This is a genomic window from Methylophaga thiooxydans DMS010, from assembly GCF_000156355.1.
Lineage (GTDB): Bacteria > Pseudomonadota > Gammaproteobacteria > Nitrosococcales > Methylophagaceae > Methylophaga > Methylophaga thiooxydans.
The window spans coordinates 44,037-67,795 of record NZ_GG657887.1; the positions used below are offsets into that span (position 1 = coordinate 44,037).

Annotated in this window: 28 protein-coding genes and 1 rRNA gene; 3 read left to right on the plus strand and 26 right to left on the minus strand. The window is 46.5% G+C overall.

Features of this window, described 5'->3' with window-relative positions:
- The first annotated feature begins 237 nt into the window (after positions 1–237).
- Positions 238–352 (plus strand): 5S ribosomal RNA (gene rrf, locus MDMS009_RS02495).
- A gap of 199 nt (positions 353–551) precedes the next feature.
- Here rrf and MDMS009_RS02500 read toward each other — a convergent pair.
- Positions 552–1,904 (minus strand): AAA family ATPase, encoded by a 1,353-nt coding sequence (locus MDMS009_RS02500; RefSeq protein ID WP_008290272.1) that lies wholly within the window; start codon positions 1,902–1,904, stop codon positions 552–554.
- A gap of 71 nt (positions 1,905–1,975) precedes the next feature.
- Between MDMS009_RS02500 and MDMS009_RS02505 the strand changes: the two genes are divergently transcribed.
- Entirely contained in the window at positions 1,976–2,410 is a 435-nt protein-coding gene (locus MDMS009_RS02505; RefSeq protein ID WP_043887848.1) for a hypothetical protein, read from the plus strand.
- Here MDMS009_RS02505 and MDMS009_RS02510 read toward each other — a convergent pair.
- Positions 2,407–2,769, minus strand: a complete 363-nt coding sequence (locus tag MDMS009_RS02510) for a cupin domain-containing protein (RefSeq protein WP_008290274.1) — start codon at positions 2,767–2,769, stop codon at positions 2,407–2,409. The two genes, MDMS009_RS02505 and MDMS009_RS02510, sit on opposite strands and share 4 nt — an antisense overlap.
- A 135-nt stretch (positions 2,770–2,904) precedes the next feature.
- Here MDMS009_RS02510 and MDMS009_RS02515 point away from each other — a divergent pair, with 135 nt between their 5' ends.
- A complete protein-coding gene (locus MDMS009_RS02515) occupies positions 2,905–3,630 on the plus strand; it encodes an alpha/beta fold hydrolase (protein ID WP_154646953.1) in 726 nt (241 codons plus the stop codon).
- Positions 3,631–3,692: 62 nt separating this feature from the next.
- On the opposite strand, the gene pqqA is transcribed toward MDMS009_RS02515, so the two are convergent.
- The 24 genes from pqqA to metF form a co-directional block, all read right to left on the minus strand.
- Entirely contained in the window at positions 3,693–3,764 is a 72-nt protein-coding gene (pqqA, locus tag MDMS009_RS15990) for a pyrroloquinoline quinone precursor peptide PqqA (RefSeq protein WP_081443609.1), read from the minus strand.
- 138 nt (positions 3,765–3,902) lie between these two features.
- The gene (gene cysK / locus MDMS009_RS02520) at positions 3,903–4,856 is read right to left on the minus strand and encodes a cysteine synthase A (RefSeq protein ID WP_008290297.1); all 954 of its coding nucleotides are present in this window, start codon (positions 4,854–4,856) and stop codon (positions 3,903–3,905) included.
- A gap of 83 nt (positions 4,857–4,939) precedes the next feature.
- Positions 4,940–5,155, minus strand: coding sequence for a putative signal transducing protein (locus MDMS009_RS02525; RefSeq protein WP_008290317.1), 216 nt, complete (start codon positions 5,153–5,155; stop codon positions 4,940–4,942).
- 103 nt (positions 5,156–5,258) lie between these two features.
- Entirely contained in the window at positions 5,259–5,723 is a 465-nt protein-coding gene (locus MDMS009_RS02530; RefSeq protein WP_008290314.1) for a CBS domain-containing protein, read from the minus strand.
- A gap of 21 nt (positions 5,724–5,744) precedes the next feature.
- Positions 5,745–5,939 (minus strand): (Na+)-NQR maturation NqrM, encoded by a 195-nt coding sequence (gene nqrM, locus MDMS009_RS02535; protein WP_043887849.1) that lies wholly within the window; start codon positions 5,937–5,939, stop codon positions 5,745–5,747.
- The gene (gene nqrF, locus MDMS009_RS02540; RefSeq protein ID WP_008290299.1) at positions 5,940–7,157 is read right to left on the minus strand and encodes an NADH:ubiquinone reductase (Na(+)-transporting) subunit F; all 1,218 of its coding nucleotides are present in this window, start codon (positions 7,155–7,157) and stop codon (positions 5,940–5,942) included.
- The gene (gene nqrE, locus MDMS009_RS02545; protein WP_036315845.1) at positions 7,157–7,765 is read right to left on the minus strand and encodes an NADH:ubiquinone reductase (Na(+)-transporting) subunit E; all 609 of its coding nucleotides are present in this window, start codon (positions 7,763–7,765) and stop codon (positions 7,157–7,159) included. Before nqrE ends, nqrF begins: the two co-directional genes overlap by 1 nt.
- Positions 7,766–8,428: an NADH:ubiquinone reductase (Na(+)-transporting) subunit D gene (locus MDMS009_RS02550; RefSeq protein WP_008290278.1), complete on the minus strand. Its 663-nt coding sequence runs from the start codon at positions 8,426–8,428 to the stop codon at positions 7,766–7,768.
- 3 nt (positions 8,429–8,431) lie between these two features.
- Positions 8,432–9,256, minus strand: a complete 825-nt coding sequence (locus tag MDMS009_RS02555) for a Na(+)-translocating NADH-quinone reductase subunit C (RefSeq protein WP_008290261.1) — start codon at positions 9,254–9,256, stop codon at positions 8,432–8,434.
- 4 nt (positions 9,257–9,260) lie between these two features.
- The gene (locus MDMS009_RS02560) at positions 9,261–10,469 is read right to left on the minus strand and encodes an NADH:ubiquinone reductase (Na(+)-transporting) subunit B (protein WP_008290283.1); all 1,209 of its coding nucleotides are present in this window, start codon (positions 10,467–10,469) and stop codon (positions 9,261–9,263) included.
- 2 nt (positions 10,470–10,471) lie between these two features.
- Positions 10,472–11,821 carry a Na(+)-translocating NADH-quinone reductase subunit A gene (locus tag MDMS009_RS02565; protein WP_008290262.1) on the minus strand — a complete coding sequence of 450 codons (1,350 nt, stop codon included), beginning with the start codon at positions 11,819–11,821 and terminating at the stop codon, positions 10,472–10,474.
- A 123-nt stretch (positions 11,822–11,944) separates the two neighbouring features.
- Entirely contained in the window at positions 11,945–13,114 is a 1,170-nt protein-coding gene (locus MDMS009_RS02570; protein ID WP_043887851.1) for an MFS transporter, read from the minus strand.
- An 11-nt stretch (positions 13,115–13,125) separates the two neighbouring features.
- A complete protein-coding gene (gene aroC / locus MDMS009_RS02575; RefSeq protein ID WP_043887852.1) occupies positions 13,126–14,220 on the minus strand; it encodes a chorismate synthase in 1,095 nt (364 codons plus the stop codon).
- A gap of 26 nt (positions 14,221–14,246) precedes the next feature.
- The gene (gene mgtE / locus MDMS009_RS02580) at positions 14,247–15,605 is read right to left on the minus strand and encodes a magnesium transporter (protein ID WP_036315834.1); all 1,359 of its coding nucleotides are present in this window, start codon (positions 15,603–15,605) and stop codon (positions 14,247–14,249) included.
- 98 nt (positions 15,606–15,703) lie between these two features.
- Positions 15,704–17,452, minus strand: coding sequence for a phosphoenolpyruvate--protein phosphotransferase (gene ptsP, locus MDMS009_RS02585; protein WP_008290290.1), 1,749 nt, complete (start codon positions 17,450–17,452; stop codon positions 15,704–15,706).
- On the minus strand, positions 17,449–17,718 hold the full coding sequence (locus MDMS009_RS02590) for an HPr family phosphocarrier protein (protein WP_036315828.1): 270 nt from the start codon (positions 17,716–17,718) through the stop codon (positions 17,449–17,451). Before MDMS009_RS02590 ends, ptsP begins: the two co-directional genes overlap by 4 nt.
- Positions 17,715–18,122 (minus strand): PTS sugar transporter subunit IIA, encoded by a 408-nt coding sequence (locus MDMS009_RS02595; protein ID WP_008290258.1) that lies wholly within the window; start codon positions 18,120–18,122, stop codon positions 17,715–17,717. The genes MDMS009_RS02590 and MDMS009_RS02595 overlap by 4 nt, the downstream gene beginning before the upstream one ends.
- Positions 18,123–18,238: 116 nt before the next feature.
- Positions 18,239–18,757, minus strand: coding sequence for an HPr kinase/phosphorylase (locus MDMS009_RS02600; RefSeq protein WP_008290304.1), 519 nt, complete (start codon positions 18,755–18,757; stop codon positions 18,239–18,241).
- Positions 18,758–18,760: 3 nt separating this feature from the next.
- Positions 18,761–19,222 (minus strand): PTS sugar transporter subunit IIA, encoded by a 462-nt coding sequence (locus MDMS009_RS02605; RefSeq protein ID WP_008290306.1) that lies wholly within the window; start codon positions 19,220–19,222, stop codon positions 18,761–18,763.
- A gap of 14 nt (positions 19,223–19,236) precedes the next feature.
- A complete protein-coding gene (gene hpf / locus MDMS009_RS02610) occupies positions 19,237–19,563 on the minus strand; it encodes a ribosome hibernation-promoting factor, HPF/YfiA family (RefSeq protein ID WP_008290289.1) in 327 nt (108 codons plus the stop codon).
- A 36-nt stretch (positions 19,564–19,599) separates the two neighbouring features.
- Positions 19,600–21,051: an RNA polymerase factor sigma-54 gene (locus tag MDMS009_RS02615; RefSeq protein WP_008290316.1), complete on the minus strand. Its 1,452-nt coding sequence runs from the start codon at positions 21,049–21,051 to the stop codon at positions 19,600–19,602.
- A 109-nt stretch (positions 21,052–21,160) separates the two neighbouring features.
- Positions 21,161–22,150, minus strand: a complete 990-nt coding sequence (locus MDMS009_RS02620) for an ABC transporter ATP-binding protein (protein ID WP_008290252.1) — start codon at positions 22,148–22,150, stop codon at positions 21,161–21,163.
- Positions 22,150–22,842, minus strand: coding sequence for an ABC transporter permease (locus MDMS009_RS02625; protein WP_008290265.1), 693 nt, complete (start codon positions 22,840–22,842; stop codon positions 22,150–22,152). Before MDMS009_RS02625 ends, MDMS009_RS02620 begins: the two co-directional genes overlap by 1 nt.
- Positions 22,843–22,867: 25 nt before the next feature.
- On the minus strand, positions 22,868–23,722 hold the full coding sequence (gene metF, locus MDMS009_RS02630) for a methylenetetrahydrofolate reductase [NAD(P)H] (RefSeq protein WP_036315889.1): 855 nt from the start codon (positions 23,720–23,722) through the stop codon (positions 22,868–22,870).
- Positions 23,723–23,759 lie beyond the last annotated feature (37 nt).

Genomic DNA, 23,759 nt, shown 5'->3' on the forward strand with positions numbered 1-23,759 from the left:
AAGCGGGAAGCCCCCCTCAAGATAAGTTCTCACAGAGCTTTAAGCTCGTGAAGGGCCGTGGAAGACTACCACGTTGATAGGCTGGGTGTGGAAGTGCAGTAATGCATGTAGCTAACCAGTACTAATTGCCCGTGAGGCTTGACCATATAACCCCAAGTTACACTTGGGGAGCGACATAGGCGCTTTACCTTGTTACGATTTTCCGAATTAGCTAGTGCGAGCTAGCAACCAGTTATGCCTGGCGGCCATAGCGAGTTGGTCCCACCTGATCCCATACCGAACTCAGAAGTGAAACAGCTTAGCGCCGATGATAGTGTGGGAGTTCCCATGTGAAAGTAGGTCACTGCCAGGCTTTAATACAATAGAAAAGCCCGTCTCGAAAGAGTCGGGCTTTTTTATTGTCTAATAGTTTTGTAATGCACTCACCTGAGCATGGCAACACCCCATGTGACAAAAACGCCTGGAGCGTTTTTGCATGAGCGAAGCGAGCCCGTAGGGTCGCCTACAGGGATGTAGGCGATAAAGTAGGTCACTGCAAACGGTAACTTTTGTTAATTTCTGTTGCGACCAAAGTGTACGCCTTTTGGCGGCCTTGATTGATAATAACCTGTTGATGATTTGGCAGGTGCTTTCATATACTCTTTTTGTGTGGGTTTGGCTTCTTCCCCGAGTAGTTCAACATTATTAGCTTCGGCCTGTAACCTAACGTAACCACGAAGCATTTTTTCTCGGTACGTATAATATCCACGTTGCATATCAGAGACCAAAATCTCACCGAATCTTTGTTTTTTCAAATTACGAATTTGTTGGGAAAACTGGTCATAGATTAAGGGTGATTCATCGAGTTGCTTCATTATGAACTTATACGAGGCATACATATCGACGAGACTACTCTGGAGATAATCAGAGTCAGCAGTTGCCCATATAATTGCTTCATATTCTATTGATCGCCTATTTACAGCTAGTTCATATGGCCTATTTAACTCAGCAGTTATTCCAGCTATTGCATCGCGTAAGGCTGACTGAAAATGATCCTTTGATACCTCAGAAACTTTATTTTCATCTTCAAAGACTCGCCATAATAATTTTTCAGTTATCAAGTGAACGTAATACGGATAACCATCACTAATCGCTGCTATTCGCACACAAATGTCATATTCGACGCTGATGTTAAATGCCTTTGCGGCAGACAATAAAATCTCCCACCTCGCATCCCAACTTAATTTCGATAACTCAATTGTTTCTAGCTGTCTAATTGCTGAGTGATGTGAGCCTAGCAACTCTTTAAGTGATGTACCTACGCCAGTGAATATAAACTTGATAGGAATTTTTTTATCGCCAAGCTGTTTAAGTAAGTCAGCGAATCTATTCCGTTCTTCAGCTGAATGTATACGATCGAACTCATCTATAACTACTATAGGTCGTTCGGAGTGGATTTCAGTAACTTCCTTTAATAAACATATAGCATCACTTAAAGTTCGCACTGTGTCATTGAGGTTGCTTTGAACTTCAACTCTATTGTTTTCAAGGGTCAGATATCTTAGATTTAATTTAGATGAAACTGATGTACTTATTGTTTTTATATGACTCAAATCTGTAGCTATATATGCAATATTTATGATTAATGAAATCAGCGTAGCGTCAGGTGCACAGGAAACATCAATATATGAGGAATCAGCACTTTGATATTGATTTGCTGCTGTTGCAGCTAAGGAAGATTTACCTACTCCTCTCTCTCCATAAATGAAAACATGTCGGCCAGGTGCAAAAAGAGACTTTTTGATACGCTCTAACTCTGATGATCGCCCTAGTAAGTGCTCAAGCGACTGGATAGGTTGAGAAGCAGAAACATACGCGTTAAGCTTTTCACCGAACTCGTTGTAAGTGTATCCACTGATAGTCATTACTAGTCCCTAATTATTTTCAAGATTAAATATAATCACAATAGCGTGTTTGTCACAATGGAATGAGTTTAATGCCCCAAATCCAAAAAGCTGATCCCAAAGAACGCCGAAAAGCTATTCTCAGTGTGATTATCGGCGCAATAGCCGGTACATGTCTGTTTTTCCTGCTGGAATTGGCTTTGGGCAACGTCAGTCTGTGGATACAGGAAAACGCTTTATTTCTAGTCGTACACCATTATGTGGGTTTCCTTGCAATGCTCGTACTGGTATCTCCCATTCTATGGATCACGATCTATCTAATTTTGTTTACCAAAAAGATCATTGTATCGCAGCGATTTCCGCCACCTAATATGCCTGTTATACGTGACGTGAGGGTGTTGGAGGGGAAGTCTGCAGTTCGTCGTGGTAGGTTATTACAGGCATTGTGTTGGCTTATTTTTCTCCCAGCAGCAATGATTCCATTTTTGGTATGGTTTATCCTCTACTCCATTAGCTACACTAGCTAACTATCAATATAGTTTTTTTCTTGGAAACGTGGTGAGCAGATTGCCAAAAAGATAAGATCTTCTTCACCTGTATTAGAAATCCGCTGTCTAGTTTGGGGCGGAATAATGACGACATCACCTTTTTTGACCTGTTTTGGTGCGCAGTCGCCTACTTCAACTTCACCTTCACCATCAAGAATGACATAGCGTTCTGTTGTGCCATTGAGACGATGCCATTGTGTAGTAACACCGGGGGTGACTCTGGCTTGGGCAATGGAGACATCGGGGTCTAAGCCACCATTAGATAATTCGTTGATATAGCAGCCTTCCACAAAGAAATATTCGCGTTCAGGATCGTATTTTTTGATATTGGAAGTCATGGCGGAAGTGTAATGAGTTTTTGTTTCTCTGTGCAAAAAAAATTACCAAAACGATTCACGAAGCCTATACTGAAATGGAACGATGGCATTAGTTATGCAGAACAAACGATGACATAACTCATAGGGAGGTGCTCTATGAAACTGTTCATAATAATGTTTGTTGCGCTTGTTTTCCCTGCTCAGGCTGAAGATAATACTCCATGGACCCGGATTTATCTCTCCGGGGGGGTACACACAATACTGGGCTTTGCTCCTCCAGAGCTGCGACGTACTGACACACTTAATATTTTTATAGAAGGTGACGGTAAACCCGGTATCGCGCTGAAGTTGGCTCAGGGTATTGGTGGCAACAGTGTGTATCTTGGTCGGCCTTGTCAGTACCTAATTGGTAATCGACTCAATTCTTGTAGTAAAGCTTTGTGGACCTCGCACCGCTATTCACAATCTGTTATTCACTCTATGAGTCGGGCTATCACAGCCATGAAACTGCGTTTTGGTGCAGAGCGGGTACGTCTTATTGGTTTTTCTGGTGGCGGCACAGTTGCTAGCATCATCGCTGCACAGCGTCGGGATGTGAAGTTATTGGTTACAGTTGCGGGGAATCTTGATCACCGGCGCTGGACTGACTTTAATCAAATTGCGCCTTTGTATGGTTCCCTCAATCCTGTCGATTACAGCAAGGCACTGGAACAGGTACCACAAATACACTTAATTGGAGAACGTGATCATGTGGTGCCGGGCTCAGTATTAACATCGTATTTATCACGACTCACTTCGTTGGATAATGTGCAAAGTCATATTATTGTTGGCGCCGACCATACCTGTTGTTGGTCACTCGCATTGGCCAGTGTTTTAGAATAAAAAAAAGCCCCGATGTCGGGGCTTTTTTGAGTCTGCATGACTCGGCGTGTTTAAACGCACTATCAACGGTTACAAATATACATCGTTACTTCGAAACCGAAACGCATATCTGAGTATTCTGGTTTAGTCCACATTGCTTGTTTCCTCATATCTGTTAAGAATTTAATTACCGTTTTTCGGTAATGTTTATGTAGTTTAGAAAGAGCTTAGGCCACTGTCTAACGACTTAATTCTATAATTGTCATCGAGAAAACAGATGATCGCTGTATTAATTACAAGTTATCCAGCCAATCATCATCAGAGCCTTCATTCATTCCTTCAAACAGATAAGTTGATAAGTAGCGCTCGCCAGTATCAGGCAGCATAGCGAGGATGGTTGAGCCAGGTTCGGCATTGTCAGCCACTTTCATTGCTGCTGCCAGCGTGCCGCCACACGAAAGACCAACAAATATACCTTCTTCACTGGCAAGTCGTAATGCCCAATGCTTAGCTTCTTCATCAGTAACGGGGTACAGTTCGTCATGCACGTCACGGTTTAACACATCAGGAATAAAGTCTGGCGTCCAACCCTGAATTTTGTGAGGATTCCAGCCATCACCGGCTAACATGGAAGCCGCTGCGGGTTCAGTCGCAACAATTTTAGTTTCAGGTCGTGCTAGTTTAATCATTTCCCCGGCACCCGTTAGCGTACCGCCTGTGCCCCAGCCTGACACCCAGTAATCGAGGCGCTTACCAGCAAAATCCGACAAAATTTCAGGACCGGTAGTATTGCGGTGATAAGCTGGATTGGCGGGATTCTCAAACTGACGAGCCAGAAACCAGCCATGTTTTTCAGCCAGTTCCTCGGCTTTTTTGACCATCCCCGTCCCTTTTTCAGCAGCGGGTGTCAGGATGACTTTAGCACCCAAGGCACGCATAATTTTACGGCGCTCAACAGAGAAGGTTTCAACCATCGTGGCAACAAATGGATAGCCTTTGGCAGCACAGACCATCGCAAGGGCTATACCGGTATTGCCGGATGTGGCTTCAACCACGGTTTGACCCGGTTGCAGTACGCCGCGTTTTTCCGCGTCATCAATCACGGCAAAAGCTAAACGGTCTTTGACCGAGGCCATCGGGTTAAAAGATTCGACCTTGACGAACATGTCGACATGGGCCGGGGCAATGTTGTTGAGACGGACAACAGGGGTGTTGCCAATGGTGTCAAGAATACTGTTATAAATCATGCTGCATCTTTCTGTTGTTGTGGCTGAACCGAAAGCTTACACCAAAACCATCGTAGTGAAAAAACAACTAGGATTGTAGAGCCTCAGAGCGCACCATTTTCATACTCCGAAATCAGTGTTTCAGCTTTATCTATATCGGCTTCATTGACAAAGACATGTGCAAAATCGGCGGCGGGTAAATCACCGACAGCACCTTGAAGGTAATGGCCACCAACATGGCAGTCGATATCATTATTTTTCAGCATGCCTGCCACGATATGGGCTTCGAGGATATTGCTTGCACGAAATATCAAATGCATGGTCCACTCCTGTCGTTAGCCTGATGCGTTAAGTGTATCCTTAGTGTTGAAACAAAAACAGCTACCGAAGTAGCTGTTTTCTCCATAAAGGCAAGACTACATATCAGGATGAGCTGCTGACGTGGATCTGCTGCTTTGTGGATTGTTTGGCTGGTTTTTTAGCACTTTCAATATTGGCGGTCTTCTCCAGCGCTTTCAATATGTTCTGACGCGTTATTGAGCCTACCAGACGGTTTTCTTTGATAACGGGTAGGCACTTATAAGCAGAGGTTAAAAAGGTTTCGGCCACTTCAATAATGGAGGTCTCGACATCAACGGTATTGCAGCCATCGTGCATGAATTCAGACACTTTGCCAGCAGCTTCACCTTGGTATGCAGCATTGAGCGCGACTTGCATGCAGTCTTTTTCAGACAAAAAACCAATCAGGTTGCCATGATGATCAATCACCGGTGCACCTGAAATTTTAAACTCAATCAGTTGGTGAATTGCACGCAACACATCCATATCGGGTGTGAATGTGATTTTAGTGCCATTCATATAGTCTTTTACTTTCAATGGTGCGAGCATGGCGTTACTCCTGTGACCTTATTATTGTTGTGATTTACGTCGAGCACACTCTTCTTCTTCCTGAAGAGAACATGCACCGCCGCAGCTACCACTCAAGCCGACTTGATTCAGACCGCCGCAGCTTCCCTTGATCGCAGGACGACCAAACAAAACACCAACTGCCATAGCGGCAACGATGATAAGTAATGCAACAAATGCAGCGATAAACGTTGTCATTTAACCCCCGAAGTCATCAAGCAGAATATTTTCTCGCTCAACACCCAAGTCTTCTAACATATTGATCACGGCAGCATTCATCATAGGGGGACCACAAATATAAAACTCACAGTCTTCCGGAGCCGCGTGATTTTGCAAATAGTTGTCATACAACACGTTATGTATAAATCCAGTGTAGCCTTCCCAGTTATCTTCGGGAAGTGGATCAGACAACGCAACATTCCAGGTGAAGTTGTCATTTTCGGCGGCCAACTCGTCGAAATCTTCGGTGTAGAACATTTCACGTAGGCTGCGCGCACCATACCAGAATGTCATTTTACGAGAGCTGTTGAGGCGGCGTAGCTGATCAAAGATATGTGAGCGCATAGGCGCCATACCAGCACCACCACCGATGAAGATCATTTCTTTATCGGTATCTTTAGCAAAGAACTCACCGAATGGTCCTGAAATAGTGACCTTGTCACCCGGTTTCAGATTAAAGATATATGAAGACATCTGACCCGGCGGGATATCGTCATTATCCGGCGGTGGTGAGGCGATACGTACATTCAGCATCACCAAGCCTTTTTCTTCCGGATAGTTAGCCATTGAGTAGGCGCGAACCACATCTTCTTTCACGATAGATTTATAACGCCACATATCATAGCGATCCCAGTCACCGCGATATTCATCCTCGATGGTGAAATTTTTATACTCTATGGTGTGAGGTGGACATTCAATTTGAATAAAACCGCCGGCGCGGAATTTTACGTCCTCACCCTCGGGTAGTTCCAGTACCAACTCCTTGATAAAGGTGGCGACGTTTTCATTAGAACGTACAGTGCATTCCCACTTTTTAACACCGAAGACCTCTTCAGGTACTTCGATTTTCATGTTTTGTTTAACCGCCACCTGACATGACAAACGATCACCGTCATGTGCTTCGCGTTTGGTGATGTGTGATTCCTCTGTGGGCAGGATAGAACCACCACCTTCAAAGATTTTCACCTTACACTGACCGCATGTGCCACCACCGCCACAGGCAGAAGAAACGAACATATCTGCATCAGCCAATGCACCCAGTAATTTACTACCGGCCGGTGTATGAATGGTTTTTTCATCATTGATGATGATTTCTACATCACCGGTTGAGACTAGTTTTGACCGTGCGCCCAGAATCAGGAACACCAAAGCCATGATGATGAGCGTGAATAATACGATACCGAGTATGATTTCCATTACAGCTGTATCCCCGAAAATGACATGAAGCCGAGCGCCATTAGTCCAGCGGTAATAAAGGTTATACCGAGACCTTGTAAGCCATCAGGCACGTCGGAGTATTTCAATTTTTCTCTGATGCCGGCAATTGCAGTAATGGCCATTGCCCAGCCTAAGCCACTGCCTACCCCATAAACGGCACTTTCTGCTAGGTTGTAATCGCGCTCAACCATGAACAGCGTACCACCGAGGATGGCACAGTTAACGGTGATCAGCGGTAAGAAAATACCTAAGGCGTTATAAAGCGCCGGAGCGTACTTATCCATTGCCATTTCGAGTATTTGTACCATGGCCGCAATCACACCAATGTAACTAATAAGGCCGAGAAAGCTCAGGTCTACATCGGGTAAACCAGCCCACGCTAATGCGCCATCTTTTAGTAAGTACTGATAAATAAGGTTATTTGCAGGTACGGTGATTACCTGTACCAGAATAACGGCAATACCCAGACCTAGAGCCGTTTCAATCTTTTTTGATACGGCAAGGAAGGTACACATACCGAGAAAGAATGCTAAAGCCAGATTCTCAACAAAGATCGCACGAATAAAGAGGCTTAGATAATGTTCCACTTACAGTACCTCCGTGCGGTGAACTTGGTGAATCTGGTAGTCCGGTTTTTCTACTTGTTCTTTCTTCCAACTACGAATCGCCCAAATCATCAGGCCGATGACAAAGAACGCACTTGGTGGAAGCAGCATCAGACCATTAGGAATATACCAGCCACCTTCGTTGGCGACGGGAATGACCTGATGGCCGAATAACTTACCGGCACCTAATAACTCGCGGAAGAACGCAACTGCCATCAAAATGAGGCTGTAACCCAGACCATTACCGATACCATCGAGGAAACTTAGCATGGGCGGATTTTTCATTGCATAGGCTTCAGCGCGACCGAGTACGATACAGTTGGTAATGATAAGTCCAACAAATACCGATAGCGATTTACTCGCTTCGTAGGCATATGCCTTAAGCACCTGATCGACGATGATAACCAAAGAGGCAATGATCGTCATTTGCACGATAATACGAATGTTAGTCGGTATGTGCTTACGAATAGCGCTGATAAAGAGACCAGAAAAGGCGGTTACCGTTGTCAAAGCGATACACATAATTAACGACGACATCATATTTGTCGTCACCGCCAAGGCGGAACATATGCCTAATACTTGAAGTGTAATCGGATTGTTATCAATCAGTGGATCGACAACATTGGTTTTTGCTTGACTAGCCATCTGCTATTTCCCCAACTCGGAACGCATATTTTTCAGATAAGGACCAAAGCCATGATCACCTAACCAGTATTGCAATAGGTTAGTGACACCATTACTGGTCAATGTCGCGCCTGACAAACCATCGACTTTGTATTCGGCATTTTTTGTGTTTGTATCAACATGACCACGAATAACACGAATTTCTACATTACCGGTTTCATCAAAGACTTTTTTGCCTTCCCATTGTGCACGCCATTTCGGGTTGTCGACTTCACCACCTAAGCCCGGTGTTTCAGCATGCTCATAGAAACGTAAACCACGGATGGTATTGAAGTCGCCATCCAGTGACAAAAAGCCATACAGCGTAGACCATAAACCATAACCATGGACTGGCAATACCACCTGTTTAATGGTGTCGCCTTCAGTCAGCAGGTAAACCGGTGCCAGTTTAGCGCGACTGCCAATGCCAGCAATATTTTGTTCGCTGCTGAGCCTGACGCTCATTTGTGGATCAGAAGAAGCCTTACGCTGATCATAACTGACCGGATCAATATCCGTCTCAGCATACTTACCTTCGCTTAGGTCGATTAGACGAACATCAAACTGACTAAATAATTCGTCGATGTTGCCATCACTATCTGATAAGCCTGTAACAGCGAGAATATTGCGTTTAATATCGTCTTTTTTGTTGCTAGTCTGAATCGGTTTCAATGACACCGCGGCCGTTGATACTAATATCGAGCAAACTAAACACAGCAATACGGCGATAAATAAAGTTTTCTTTGGATTATCATTGGGCAGGCTCATTAGCGAGCCCAGCAATCCTTTCTTGGGGGTTGTTTCAGCCATGTGATTAACTTCGCTTCAATCTACGTTTGACGTTGGCTTGCACCACAAAATGATCAATCAATGGTGCAAAAATATTACCGAACAGAATGGCCAGCATGATGCCTTCAGGGAAGGCAGGATTGATGACTCGAATCAGCACTGCCATAAAGCCAATCAAAAAGCCGTAAATCCAGCGCCCTTTATCGGTCATAGCGGCAGAGACCGGGTCTGTGGCCATAAACACCATACCGAAGGCGAGGCCACCGATAGTGATATGCCAGTACCAAGGCACCGCAAACATGGGATTGGTATCACTGCCAACCAGGTTAAACAGCAAACTGGTAAAGACCATACCCAAAAACACACCGAAAATAATGCGGAAATTGGCAACCCGTGTGTAGATAAGGAACGCTGCACCAATCAAAATGGCAAACGTCGACGTTTCACCCAATGAGCCCGGAATCATGCCAAAAAACGTTTGGCTCAAGCTGTAACCGGCTTCCGTAATTGCTTCAACACCACCACTGGCTGCTAAAGCCAAAGGCGTCGCGCCAGTATAACCATCAACTGCAGTCCAGACTGCATCACCTGACATGGCTGCGGGGTAGGCGAAGTACAAAAATGCACGACCTGTCAGCGCGGGGTTGAGGAAGTTTTTACCGGTACCACCAAAGACTTCTTTCCCGAGCACGACACCGAAGATAATACCCAGTGCAACCATCCACAGTGGTGTGGAAGGCGGTAGCGTGAGGGTATAGAGCATTGAGCTAACCAAAAAGCCTTCATTGACCTCATGGTTGCGTACCGCGGCGAAAATAACTTCAAATGTACCACCCGCAGCTAAGGTCACTATGTACATTGGCAGGAAATAGAGCAGCCCATGGAACATATTGGCAAAGAGACTGTTTGGATCGTAAGCAATCCCCAGTGAACTCATTAACCAATGACGCCAGCCCTCGGATTCTGTCATCCCGATCTGAGCCATCGCGGAGTTTGCCTGAAAGCCTGTATTCCACAGCATTAACAATAAAACCGGGAAGGTCGCGACCACGACATAACTCATGACCCGTTTTAGATCGATAGCATCACGCACATGCGGTGAGCCTCGGGTGACATCCGCCGGTGAATAAATGAAGGTGTCGACCATCTCATACAGGGCGTAATACTTCTCGTAGGGACCACCTTGTTGGAACTGTGGTTCGATACGATCAAGGAAACGTCTTAAACGCGCCATGATTATCCTTCTTTCTCAATTTGTGTAAGGTTAGTTCTCAATGCTGGGCCGTAATCATATTTACCCGAACAGACGAAAGAACATAAAGCGAGATCTTCTTCGTCTAACTCCAAGCATCCCAATGCTTGCGCTGAATCTGTGTCTTTGACCAGTAGTGAACGCAATAATTGCGTTGGCAAAATATCGAGCGGCATCACCCGTTCAAATACGCCTACTGGCACCATCGCCCGTGGGCTGCCATTTTGCGAGGTAGTCAGCGCCAGATCCTTTTTCGGAAATAAGCTGGAGATAAACACATTCAGCGCCGAGAATTTATTTTTACCACCGGGTTTAATCCAGCCCAGCAATTCACGATCAACGCTTTCAGCGATGACGGAAAGCTGCGTGTGGAAACGGCCTAAATACGCTGCCCAGTTATTGGCAGTGTGGCCATGCAGTACTGAGCCAGAAATAACACGTGATTGAACAGCGGCAACTTCACCACGAACTAAGTCTTCAGTACTGGCTCCTAGGCGTGTTCGAATCAGGCGAGGTTTATTGACCAAAGGACCTGCAAACGAAATGATGCGTTCAACCCAGAGATGTCCGGTGGTAAACAATTTACCAATAGCAATGACGTCTTGATAGTTAATGGTCCAGACCGACTTAGTCGCACTAACCGGGTTCAACAGGTGAATGTGGGTACCTGCTAGACCAGCTGGGTGTGGGCCTGAAAAGGTGTTGACTTCGATATTGTCACGGTGACTGACAGGTAAAGCGGTATCAGCAGCCTGACAGACAAAGACTTTGCCTTGGGTTAACTGACTAATGACTGTCAGACCATGCTTAAAGTCTTCGGCATAGTTATTAATGATAATGCTGGGATCGGCTGCCAGTGGATTGGTATCCATCGCTGTGACAAAAATAGCATCAGGGGTGGCATCAATCGCTGGTGAGCGGCTATAGGGACGGGTACGAAACGCAAGCCAAAGACCGGAGTCGACCAGATTTTTGGTAATGGCATCTGTTTCCAGATTATCCAAGCTATCGGCAGTATAGTCTTGGAAAGTGACTTCTTCATCACCGTCAAGCTCTATGGTGACGGATTGCAAAGCCCGCTTAGCACCACGGTTGATAGCTTTGATAGTCCCTGCGCCTGGTGCAGTGAAAAGCACACCGGGATTTTTCTTATCCTCAAACAGTGCTTCGCCCAGTTTGACCCGTTGGCCTTCTTCGACCAGCATAGTGGGTCTCATGCCTACGTACTCATTACCCAACACCGCTACCGAACTGACGTGATTACCGTCATAGATAGTTTGTTCGGGTTTCCCCGAGATGGGCAAATCCAGCCCTTTCTTAATCGAGAAATGCATATTTCACCTGGTCAGGAGACAACGGACGTGTCTGCTATCTGCGTTTTTGTTAATTTGTCAGCCCCTAAGTATAAGTATTGTCACTAGTGAAGGGAAGCGTAAAAACCAGATAAAAAGTGGTATTTACGGCTCGGCTTTTATATGACTGTCATCTTCTTTGAGCCATACATAGGAAATAGCAAAAGCAATGACACAGGCCATTGCGGCTAAAAAGTAAGTCCACATCGGGCCGGGTGTAAGCCACAGGTAGCCGCTGATCAGGCTGCCTAACGCGCCACCGGCTCCGAAGCTGACACTACTGTAAAGGGCTTGGCCACGTCCTTGGGTTTTACCGGTAAAGTGCCGGTGCACCCAAGCGATCGCCGCCGCATGATAAGTGCCATAACTGGCAGCATGTAACAACTGTGCAAAGGTCAAAACGGGCAGGTTTTGCGGAAATAAAGCGATAAGCAACCAGCGACCGGCACTTAATAGCAGACTGACCAGCAGGACATAGCGTAAGCCAAACTTTGGCAACCAACGGTGCATAAATAAAAAGATAATTACCTCGGCAAACACACCCAGTGCCCACAGTTGCCCAATCAAACCGCGGCCATAACCATTTTCTTCCAGATAGATTGTGTAAAAGGTGTAATACGGTCCGTGACTGGCCTGCATTAAAAAACACATCAGTAAGAATGCAATCACTGCTGGACGTTTGAGCAAGGTTTTCAGCGATACCTGAGTCAGGCTCATATGCCGTGATGCCGACTCTGGCACACTCAGGCTGACCAACCAAATACCCGCAGTACTGAGAAATAAGGCAATGGGGACGATACTGGGGTCAAAAAACTCCAATAACCAGCCTAATGCCATCACTATTACAATAAAGCCGATTGAGCCCCACACCCTGACTTTGCTGTAATGGTGGCTGTGCTCGCCCAAATGTTGCAGTGTCGTCACTTCAAATTGTGGTAGCGAGGCATTCCAAAAGAAGCTGAATAAAAGTAATGTTGCGGCGACCCATAGGTAGCTCTGGTTAAAGAAAATAGCAGTGAATACTAAAGTCGCAGCAAAGCTGGCAAAGCGCACGATACGCATGCGTTGGCCATGATGATCGGCTATCCACCCCCATACATTGGGAGCGATGATCCGTGAAGCCAATAAAATAGCGGTTAATTCACCAATATCACTGGCAGAAAAACCTTCCCATTTCAGGTAAAGGCTCCAATACGGCACCAGCACGCCCAGACAGGCGAAGTAAAAAAAATAAAATCCCGACAGACGCCAGTAGGGGAGTTGGGAGAAAGGCACGCCGTTAAAAACTAGGGTTTTTGTGCCGGAACGATAGGCGTATCCGTTGTGACGTCCATGTTTTGCGCGCGGTGTCTGAGTACATGATCCATTAGCACCAACGCCATCATCGCTTCGGCGATCGGCGTAGCACGAATTCCGACACATGGATCGTGACGGCCTTTCGTTACCACCTCAACAGGTTCACCGGCGGTATTAATGCTTTTACCCGGAATGCTAAGGCTAGATGTGGCTTTCAGTGCCATACTGACTAAGATATCCTGACCGCTGGATATGCCACCTAATACACCACCGGCATTGTTACTTAAAAAGCCTTCTGGCGTGATTTCATCACGATGCTCACTGCCTTTTTGGGTGACAGCGTCAAAACCTGCACCAATTTCCACGCCTTTGACGGCATTGATACTCATCATCGCATGAGCAATTTCAGCATCGAGTCGATCAAAAATCGGCTCGCCCCAACCTGGCGGCACATTTTTAGCAATAACGTTGACGCGAGCACCGATAGAATCACCTTTCAGTGATTTCATATAATTTTCAATGTCGGTTTCTTTATCCGGATCGGGATTGAAAAAAGCACTCTTTTCCATATGAGACCAATCATGCTTTTCAATCACAACGGGGCCAAGCTGTGCCAGGTAACCTTGAATCTCAATGCCAAATTGTTGTTTCAGGTATTTTTTAGCAATGCCGCCTGCAGCGACACGCATTGCCGTTTCACGAGCTGATGAACGGCCACCACCACGATAATCACGAAAACCATATTTGTGATGATACGCATAGTCAGCATGTGCAGGACGGAACTGATGCATGATGTTGCCGTAATCTTTAGACCGCTGATCGGTATTTTCAATCAGCATGCCAATCGGCGTGCCAGTGGTTTTACCCTCGAAAACACCGGAAAGAATTTTTACCTGATCGGCTTCTTTGCGTTGAGTTTCATAACGCGTTTTGCCCGGTTTGCGTCTGTCTAAATCGGCCTGCAAGTCAGCTTCACTGAGTTCCATTCCCGGCGGGCAGCCATCAACGATACAGCCCAATGCGGGGCCGTGACTTTCACCAAAAGTGGTGACAGTGAATAATTTTCCAAAAGTGTTACCAGACATAGCTATTATTCCGAGCAGGTAAAAGTTTAAACAATAAACATTGAAGCAAAGCCGAGAAAGGCAGTAAAACCAATCACATCAGTGACGGTAGTAAGTAGTACGCTGCCTGATAAAGCTGGATCAATACCAATTCGTTTTAATGTCAGTGGTATTGTCACGCCAGCGAGGGCGGCAGCTATCAGGTTGATAACAATGGCAGTACCAATCAGCACACCCAGCGATAGGCTATTAAACCAGATCACTGTCACAATCGCGATAGCAACTGCCCAGATGATGCCGTTGCTGGCGCCCACCAGAAATTCTTTACGCAATAGCCAGCGCTGGTTTTTATCATTAATCTGACCCAGTGCCATTGAGCGAATAACCAGCGTTAAAGTCTGGCTGCCGGCGATACCTCCCATGCTGGCGACAATCGGCATCAGAACAGCCAAAGCCACCTGTTTCTGGATAGTGGTATCGAACAGACCAATCACCCATGAGGCCAGAAAGGCGGTAAGCAGGTTAACGCCAAGCCAGACAGAACGACGGTTCACACTACGTCTTACCGGAGCGAAGGTATCTTCATCTTCACCCAGACCCGCCATGCTCAACATTGAGTGCTCCGCTTCATCGCGGATAACGTCAACCACGTCATCGATGGTGATACGACCAAGCAGGTGATTGTCTTTATCAATCACCGGTGCAGAAATGAGGTCATGCTTCTCAAAGCGGCGGGCAACATCACGATCTGACATATTGGCCGGAATCGGATCGACCTGATGCGACATGGCTTCACTGACTAAGAGTGACCGACTGCGGCTGACAACCTGAGACAGTCTTAAGGTACCAAGGTAGTGATCGTCATGATCGACCACATACAGACTATCAGTGTTCTCTGGCAGTTCACCGAGCATGCGCAAGTAACGTAACACCACTTCCAGGGTAATATCAGTGCGCACGGTAATGACGTCGGTGTTCATTAAACCACCGGCGCTATCCTCATCAAAGGCAAGAACAGCTTCTACCCGACGACGGTGCTGACTATCCATCGCACGTAATACTTCATGCACGATGTGATCGGGCAGATCCTGCAGGATATCGGCGATATCATCGGTATCCAGATCTTCGGTTGCGTTGATCAGATCCGCGGTGTCCATTTCCGTCATCAGATCGGTACGGACTTCCTCACCGATGTATGAAAGCACATCACCGCGCAGATCCGGGTTGATTAACGGCCAACAGATCTTACGTTCAGTAGGGGGTAACGATTCGAGCAGATGCGCTGTTTCAGCTGGATGCAGGCCTGCCAGTAAGCGACGCATACGCACAAACCGACCGCTTTGCAGCGCATCGGAGAGGGTGTCAATTGACTGATTTAGTGCGTGATTGTGGTCCAGCTCTGACATATTCAGGTCTCAACAACAGCGGTTGTTCGGGGGGCGTGCTTACGGGGCGCTATTTTAGCCTGCTTACAAGCTGCTGAATAGCGCAGAGACCAAATCAGTTAATGATCGGGACCGTTAATCTGTTCCAGCAGCATATCGGCTTCGAGTGGATCAACCGCATCCATCATTTCCATCGTATTGGCCGGTAACTGACTGAGGTCAGTTTCATTGATGACCTGTTTTACTTCCAGCAAAGCATTAGGATGCATACTGAAATTTTCCAGCCCCATAGCCAGTAGCAAGCGGGTATAGCGCGGGTCACCAGCCATCTCACCACACATCGACACATCCACATTATGTTTTTTGCCGGCACTTAACGTCATATGAATCAAGCGCAACACCGCGGGATGTAGTGGGTCGTATAGGTAGTTCACATGGTCATCGATACGGTCGATAGCCAGTGTGTACTGAATCAAGTCGTTGGTACCGATAGATAAAAAGTCGACATGACGCGCAAACATTTCGGCACACACCGCACTGGCAGGGATTTCAATCATCGCACCGATTTCGATGTGATGATCATACTCAATATGTTCTTTATCCAGCTCATGTTTAGATTGTTCCAGCAAATGTCTTGCTTGCAGCAACTCATGCATGGTCGAAATCATGGGAAACATGATCTTAATTTTGCCGTAAGCCGAAGCGCGTAAAATTGCACGTAATTGGGTACGGAACATATTGGGCTGGTTTAAACACAAACGAATCGCGCGCAAACCCAAAGCCGGGTTGGTGACCACGGTTTGATTGAGATGGCGCCCACCATCAACGGTTTTATCGGCGCCTAAGTCAAAAGTACGGATGGTGACCGGCTGGTTATTCATGCCTTCAACCACATCACGATAAGCCGATAACTGCTCTTCTTCTTCCGGCGGTGTGAGACGATTCATATAGAGAAACTCGGTACGATACAAACCGATCCCTTGCGCTCCTGCTGCACTGATTGTGGTGATGTCTTCGGGCAATTCAGCGTTAGCCAGCAATGTAATCGATTTACCGTCACGTGTTTTGGTGGGCTGTGACTTATAACGGCTCAGTGAAGAAATATGTTCACGAAATTCAACCAGCCTGGCTTCGTATTCTTCCTGCGTCTTTTCATCGGCGCCTAACAGCATGACACCGGTTTCACCATCGACGATCAGTGGCTCATTATCTTGCACATAGCGACGAACTGATTCAATACCTACGATAGCGGGTATCCCCAAACTACGGGCAAGAATGGTGGTATGTGAGGTGGCACCACCGTGTTCAGTGACAAACGCAACAATACCCTGGTGTTGCATTAAGACGGTATCCGCTGGGGTTAAGTCTTCTGCAATGATGATATGGCCTTTAAGACGACCATCTGGAATTTCATGATCTTGGACTTCCTGATCATTGAGGATACGGTGAATGCGGTTAACCACATGGTCGACATCATCCCTGCGTGTACGCAAATAGGGGTCGTCCATCTCATTAAACACATTAATCAACGCATCGCGTTGCAGTTGTAATGCCCATTCGGCATTACAGCGACGCTGGCGAATCATATCAACCGGAATCTTGTTCAATGAAGAGTCATTGAGCATCAGTAAATGCGTATCAATAAACGAGGTAACGTCAGCAGGAGCGTTTGCGGGAATATGGTTACGAATTGATTTAAGTTGCTGTTTGGCCTGCTCAATTGCATCAAGGAAACGCTCAACTTCCTGCTCAATCGCAAACGCCGGAATTAAATATTCACGAACATCGGGCTGGTTATGAAACAAGATGTGCGCGCGGCCAATAGCGATGCCTCGCGATACGCCTATGCCCTGGAGTTCAAGTGTCATTCACCCTCTCCAAAATAATCATTAATCAGACCTTCAAGTGCTGATAGTGCATCCTGGGCATCATTGCCTTCTGCATTGACTGTGATTTGGGTGCCTTTTGCTGCTGCCAACATCATCACGCCCATGATGCTTTTACCATTAACAATACGGCCATCACGCGACACTTTGATATCGGCATCAAAGTTCGACGCTGTGGTCACAAACTTGGCTGCTGCTCTGGCATGCAGACCGAGTTTGTTAATAATCGTATAAGTTTGTTCCATCATTTTCTTGAATATCCTGAGTGATGACAACGGACTACGCCTTCCTGGCCGCCGCTTAGGGCTTTGTGTTCTAATTCATCAAGGTCGAGAGCCGGGTAATTTAAGACGCGAACCAGCATTGGCAAATTTAGCCCGGACACAACACGAATATCGTCTCGATCAGACACCGCACAGGCAATATTGCTGGGCGTGGACCCAAACATATCGGTCAAAATCAAAATGCCATTCCCTTGATCCAGATTTTTCAGATCATCATCCAGTTCCAGTCGGATCGCTTCGGGACTGTCCATGGTGGCAATTGAAAGCACCTTGGTCGGTAACGGGCAACAAGACAGCATTTGACGAGCCGTATTAATAAGCTCGGTGCCGATATTATTATGTGATACGAGTAAAACGCCTACGGTCATTTCTGCTCTCTGTAAAAATCAGTGCCACTGATTGTTGAAACAAGACGGATACTTGCCCTCATGACGGCTTTGAATGTAATGGATATCCGGGGTGTAATCAAATCGGTGCGCCCTGCTTACTGACTCATTTGTTGTTGTTGTCGCTGCATCAAGGTCTGCTTGCCGTTATTGGTCGTTTGTTGCAGATCTAACCAAACCAGTAAGCGACTGCTTATTGAAGCCGGATTCATCATAGATAAACACAATGTCTGAATCGGCTTTTGTAGGAGCGTCGCGTCGGGGGAACTGGCCTCAAGCGTTGTGTTTCCTGAGAGGGTTGCGCTCAGCTTTAGCTGATAATGAACAGGTGATGAATCGAGCACAGCATGTTGGCCAAACTGTTGCTCAATATTGATGGTGCCCAGTTCGCGTGTATGCAGCAATCCTTTGAGCATGCTGGGGCTGGAAGCGGTTAGGCTCTGTTCTATTCTTGTTAATTCGACAACGTCATCGGCGACCAGTTGATGGCCTTGGATGAGCAGCTCTAAGGCCAGACTACTTTTACCAATGCCAGCGGCACCGGTGATTAAGACACCATGACCGTTGATGCAAACCATCACGCCATGACGAGACTCGGTTTGCTGTTTGTCAGGCATGATTTAATCGTCGTCGATGGATATGAGTAATTCGAAGATATCGTCAGCATCTTTCGCCGTGCGAATCTTTTCACAGATGTCAGCGTCTCGGAATAAGGTGACAAGACGTGACAGGTGTTGTAGATGATTTTCGGTATCGTCTTCCGGTACCAGCAAGCCAAACGCGATATCGATGGGTTGGCTATCAGCGGACTCAAAGGCCACGGGCGTGTCCAGAGTGAGCATGGCGGCAACCGTATGTGTCAGCCCCGGGACCCGGGCGTGGGGGATAGCCACGCCCTTACCCAAGCCGGTACTGCCTAAACGCTCACGTTCCAGCAGTACCTGAAATATTTTCTCTGCCGTTGTCGCGGTGGTGTTAACCGCAAGCTTTTGACTCAGGTTCTCCAGCACTTTTTTCTTACTGGAGGCCGAGTCTTTAAAGCTGATGTTATCTGCATTAACCAATAATGCGGCAATAAGCATAGAAAATCCCGTTCTTAATTTGCGTTGTGCTTCATTTCGGCACCGACCGCTTGGTGATGATCGGTGATTTTGTCTTTATGTTTGATGATCTGGCGATCCAGTTTGGCCACCAAATTTTCAATGGCTGAATACATGTTTTCGTTCTCATCGGAGGCGAACAAGTCTGCACCACTGACATGCACTGTTGCTTCTGCTTTTTGGCGCAGTTTTTCAACAGACAGAATGACATGAACATTGGTCATGTTATCGAAGTGGCGAGTCAGTTTCTCGAACTTTTTATTGACATGGTCCCGCAGGCTGTCAGTAATTTCGATATGTTGTCCGCTTAAGTTTAATTGCATAATTAAGGACTCCTTTTGAGTTGTGATAACCGGCTTTTACACCAGCCGTTTTCGCTCATTCGAAGGCGCAATCGCCAACGTTTCGCGATACTTTGCAATTGTTCTACGTGCGACATTGATGCCTTGATCGCCAAGGATGTCAGCAATCTTGCTGTCGCTTAACGGTTTGCGTGGATTTTCCGCCGCAACCAGTTTCTTGATAATAGCGCGAATTGCAGTGGCTGAACATTCACCGCCTGCATCCGTACTAACATGACTGGAAAAGAAGTACTTCAGTTCAAAAATACCGCGAGGTGTATGCAGATATTTACGAGTGGTAACCCGTGAAATAGTTGATTCGTGCATTTCGACGACTTCTGCAATATCCGCTAATACCAACGGTTTCATCGCTTCTTCACCATGATCGAGAAAGTCTTTCTGACGCTCGATAATCGCTTCGGTTACTTTCAGCAGCGTTTCATTACGACTTTGTAGGCTTTTCAAAAACCAGCGCGCTTCTTGTAAGTTGTTTTTCAGATACGTGTTTTCAGAGCTGTTGTCTGCGCGGTTAATCAACTGTGCGTAATGCTCGGCAATGTGGATCCGTGGCGCATTATCAGGATTTAGTGATAATGACCATCTACCTTTGTATTTACGAGCATAGACATCAGGCACGATATATTCAGTGTTGTTGGTCTGTATCTGGCTGCCGGGGCGTGGGTTTAGTAGCTGAATGGAACGTACTAACTCAGTCAATTCCTCATCGGAAACTTTCAGCGCACGTTTAATTTGTGCGTAGTCACGTTTAGCCAGTGTATCGAGGTGCTTGTCGATTAATTCTTTGAGTAATTCGATATGCGGCAGGCCAGTTACTTCCAACACGCGCAATTGAATCAGCAGACATTCCCTGAGATCGCGGGCGGCAACACCGACTGGATCAAAGTGCTGAATGCGATGTAACACCGTCTCGATTTCATCGAGTTCAATTTCAGCAAATTCTTCTCCCAGACTTTGCTGGATATCTTCGAGTGTGGTTTTGAGATAACCATCATCTTCAACCGAATCAATGATGGTTGTGGCAATGGCTTCTTCGATTTCTGTGAAATGGGTCAGGCGCATTTGCCAGAGGAGATGCTGCTGCAATGAATCGCCACTTTCGTCCTGATTTTCGCGCTCCATATCGCCATCAATCATGCTCTGACTGCTGGCGGTTGATGCCGGCTGGTGGTCGTACATATCTTCCCACTTGGTATCAACCGGCAAGTCTTCAGGGATGTCCTGATTCTCTAACTGACTGATATCACGACTGGCTTGATCCTCATCGCTGCTTTCCGGTGCACCGTCATAGTCGTAGTCTTCTTCGACTTCAAGCAGCGGGTTCGATTCAAGTGCTTCCTGAATCTCCGCCTGTAATTCGAGCGAAGAAAGCTGCAATAAGCGTATCGCTTGTTGCAACTGCGGCGTCATCGACAGGCTTTGGCCTACACGTAGCTGTAATGAGGGTTTCACAGAGATTTTTTATGTGATTTTGCGACCATGTGTTTATGTTACCGCAAGTGTTATGCCATTGCCTACAGCAAAAGATTAAATTCTTATGTGAAGCACACCACACTGAGATTTAGAAGACACTGACCGCGCTGGCTTTGAAGCTTAGCCAAACTGTGTCACCTAGTTGTAATGCTAATTTATTCAGTGATGTGGGAGTAATAATTGCGTGGAAACGTTCACCACAATCGACCAGCAAGCGGATGTGACCAGTTTCTTCAGCAATCTGAATTAATCTGCCCTGAAAGCGGTTAAGCATGCTGGTATGTTCCAGCGGCTGATCAGAAATAATGATTTCGCGCGGGTCAATCGCGATATGCCGTGCCTCGGGTTTGTTTTCAGCCACATGAACCACTATTTGTCCGGTGTTGAATTGCTGCTGGTGGCAATGACCATGATATAGATTGAGCAGTGGGGCACTGGTCACCCGCCCTGAAACTAAATTAACCGAGTTGTCGGCGATAGCCATGGCCTGAAGCCGGTCATGCGTAGAAAATACCACCGTTTTGCCAGACTTTTGGGCAAAAAGTTGAATCGTCTTTTCTAACTGGTGAATATGCCGTTGGTCCAAATGTGAGAAAGGTTCATCAAGTAATAGAATATCAGGCTGATAGACAATCGCGCGGGCGATGGCTGCGCGTTTTAATTCGCCGCCAGACAGCGTCGCGGCATCTTGGTCACTGAGGTCAGTAAGGTTGACTATTGTTAACGCTTCATCGATAAATGGCTGATGTAAATGTCGCGGTATGTGTTGCAGCTTTAGAGCAAGCTTCAGGTTGTCGCGAATGCTGCCTGTCAGTAGATAAGGTTGCTGGGATACAAAACCGATTTTTTGCCGTTGCTGTGAACTCAGCGTGTCTTTAACAGCTTCACCCTGTAAATGAATCTGGCCTGCATTGGGTTTTTGGATAAAGGCCAGCAGGTGCATCAACGTAGATTTGCCCGCACCATTTTCACCCAACAAAGCGGTAGATTGATTCGTTGCCAACTCCAATGAGCTGATATCCAAGGCTTTGGTTTGACCATAGCGGACCTCAATATCGTTAAGTTGATACGCTGACATCAGGAACTAGCCTTGTTCAAAGCGGATAGTAAAAAGTTAAGCACAAAGGCAATGATCAGCAGCAATAAACCCAGCGCGAGGCCTAATTCAAACTCACCTTTACTGGTTTCCAAGGCTATTGCCGTGGTCATCGTTCGGGTGTAACCAGCTATATTGCCACCCAACATCATGGCAGCACCGACCTCACCAATCGCGCGACCAAAGCCAGCAATAATCGCTGCCAAAATAGCCAGACGGGTGGTGCGAATAACCTGAAATGCCATTTGTATAGTGCGCGCACCAAGACTACGCAAAGTCGGCACTAAGCGGGGATCGGCCCCATTCACGGCGGTAATCGTGAGGTTCATCATAATGGGGAAAATTAAAATTGCTTCGGCGATGATGATAGCCGTCGGGGTATAAAGTAATCCCCATTCACCCAAAGGCCCTAAGCGACTGAATAAACCATAAAGCAATAAACCAATGACGACGGTAGGCATCGCCATCAAGGTGTTCAATAAATGCTGGGTGAATTGCTTACCTCGAAACTGATGCAGCGCCATCATCACACCAGCGGGAACAGCAATGATGGCAGCGATAGCTGAGGCTGCCAGAGAGATCAATACGGACGTAAAAACAATCTGGTAAATATCAGCGTCAAGACTGCCAATTAAACGCAAAGCGGCGAGTAAGGAGTTGGCAAAATAGTCCATTTCGCTGCTTGGCCTGATTATCGGTTTAGGTTTTTACCAAACCAAGTCGTTCACACACGGTGAGTGTTGGCTGTGTTTTGTTCATACTATAAAAATGTAGGCCGGGTACACCGATGTCGATCAGTTGTTGGGTAAATTCCGTCAGAAAATCAAGCGTAAAGGCTTGCATGGACTCGGTATCATCATAAAACTCTTCCAGTCGTTTACGCAGCCAACGCGGAATCTCAGCACCACAACCAGCAGAAAAACGTGACAGCTGAGCAAAATTATTAATCGGCATGATGCCTGGAATGATGGGAATATCGATCCCCAGTTTTTCACAACGATCAAGAAAGAAACGATAAGCATCGATATTGTAGAAATACTGGGTTATCGCACTATCGGCACCAGCATCCACTTTACGTTTAAAGTTTTCCAGGTCCAACTCAGCGGTTGGCGCCTGCGGGTGAACTTCCGGATAAGCAGCAACTTCGATATTAAAAAAATCGCCGGTTTCGTTACGGATGAATTCAACCAGTTCATTGGCATAACGAAAATCGCCCGGATCGCGCATACCAGAGGGTAAATCACCACGTAGCGCGACCACTCGACGGATATTATTGTCACGATAGGTATTTAATATGGTGCGTAATCTGTCAGCATTTGAGCCTACGCAGGATAAGTGCGGTGCCGCATCTATATCTGTTTCTGGTTGCTGTTTTTGAATATCAATCACGGCTTCCAGTGTGTTGTCTTGGGTAGAGCCACCGGCACCAAAGGTGACGGAGTAGAACTCTGGCGCTAATGGTCTGAGCTCTTCACGCACACGGCGTAGGTTTGCAATACCTTTTTCCGTTTTGGGCGGAAAGAATTCGCAGCTAATCGTCAGGTTGTTAGACATGTTTTTTTTAGACTTATTAAAAAAATGGGCTGATAAA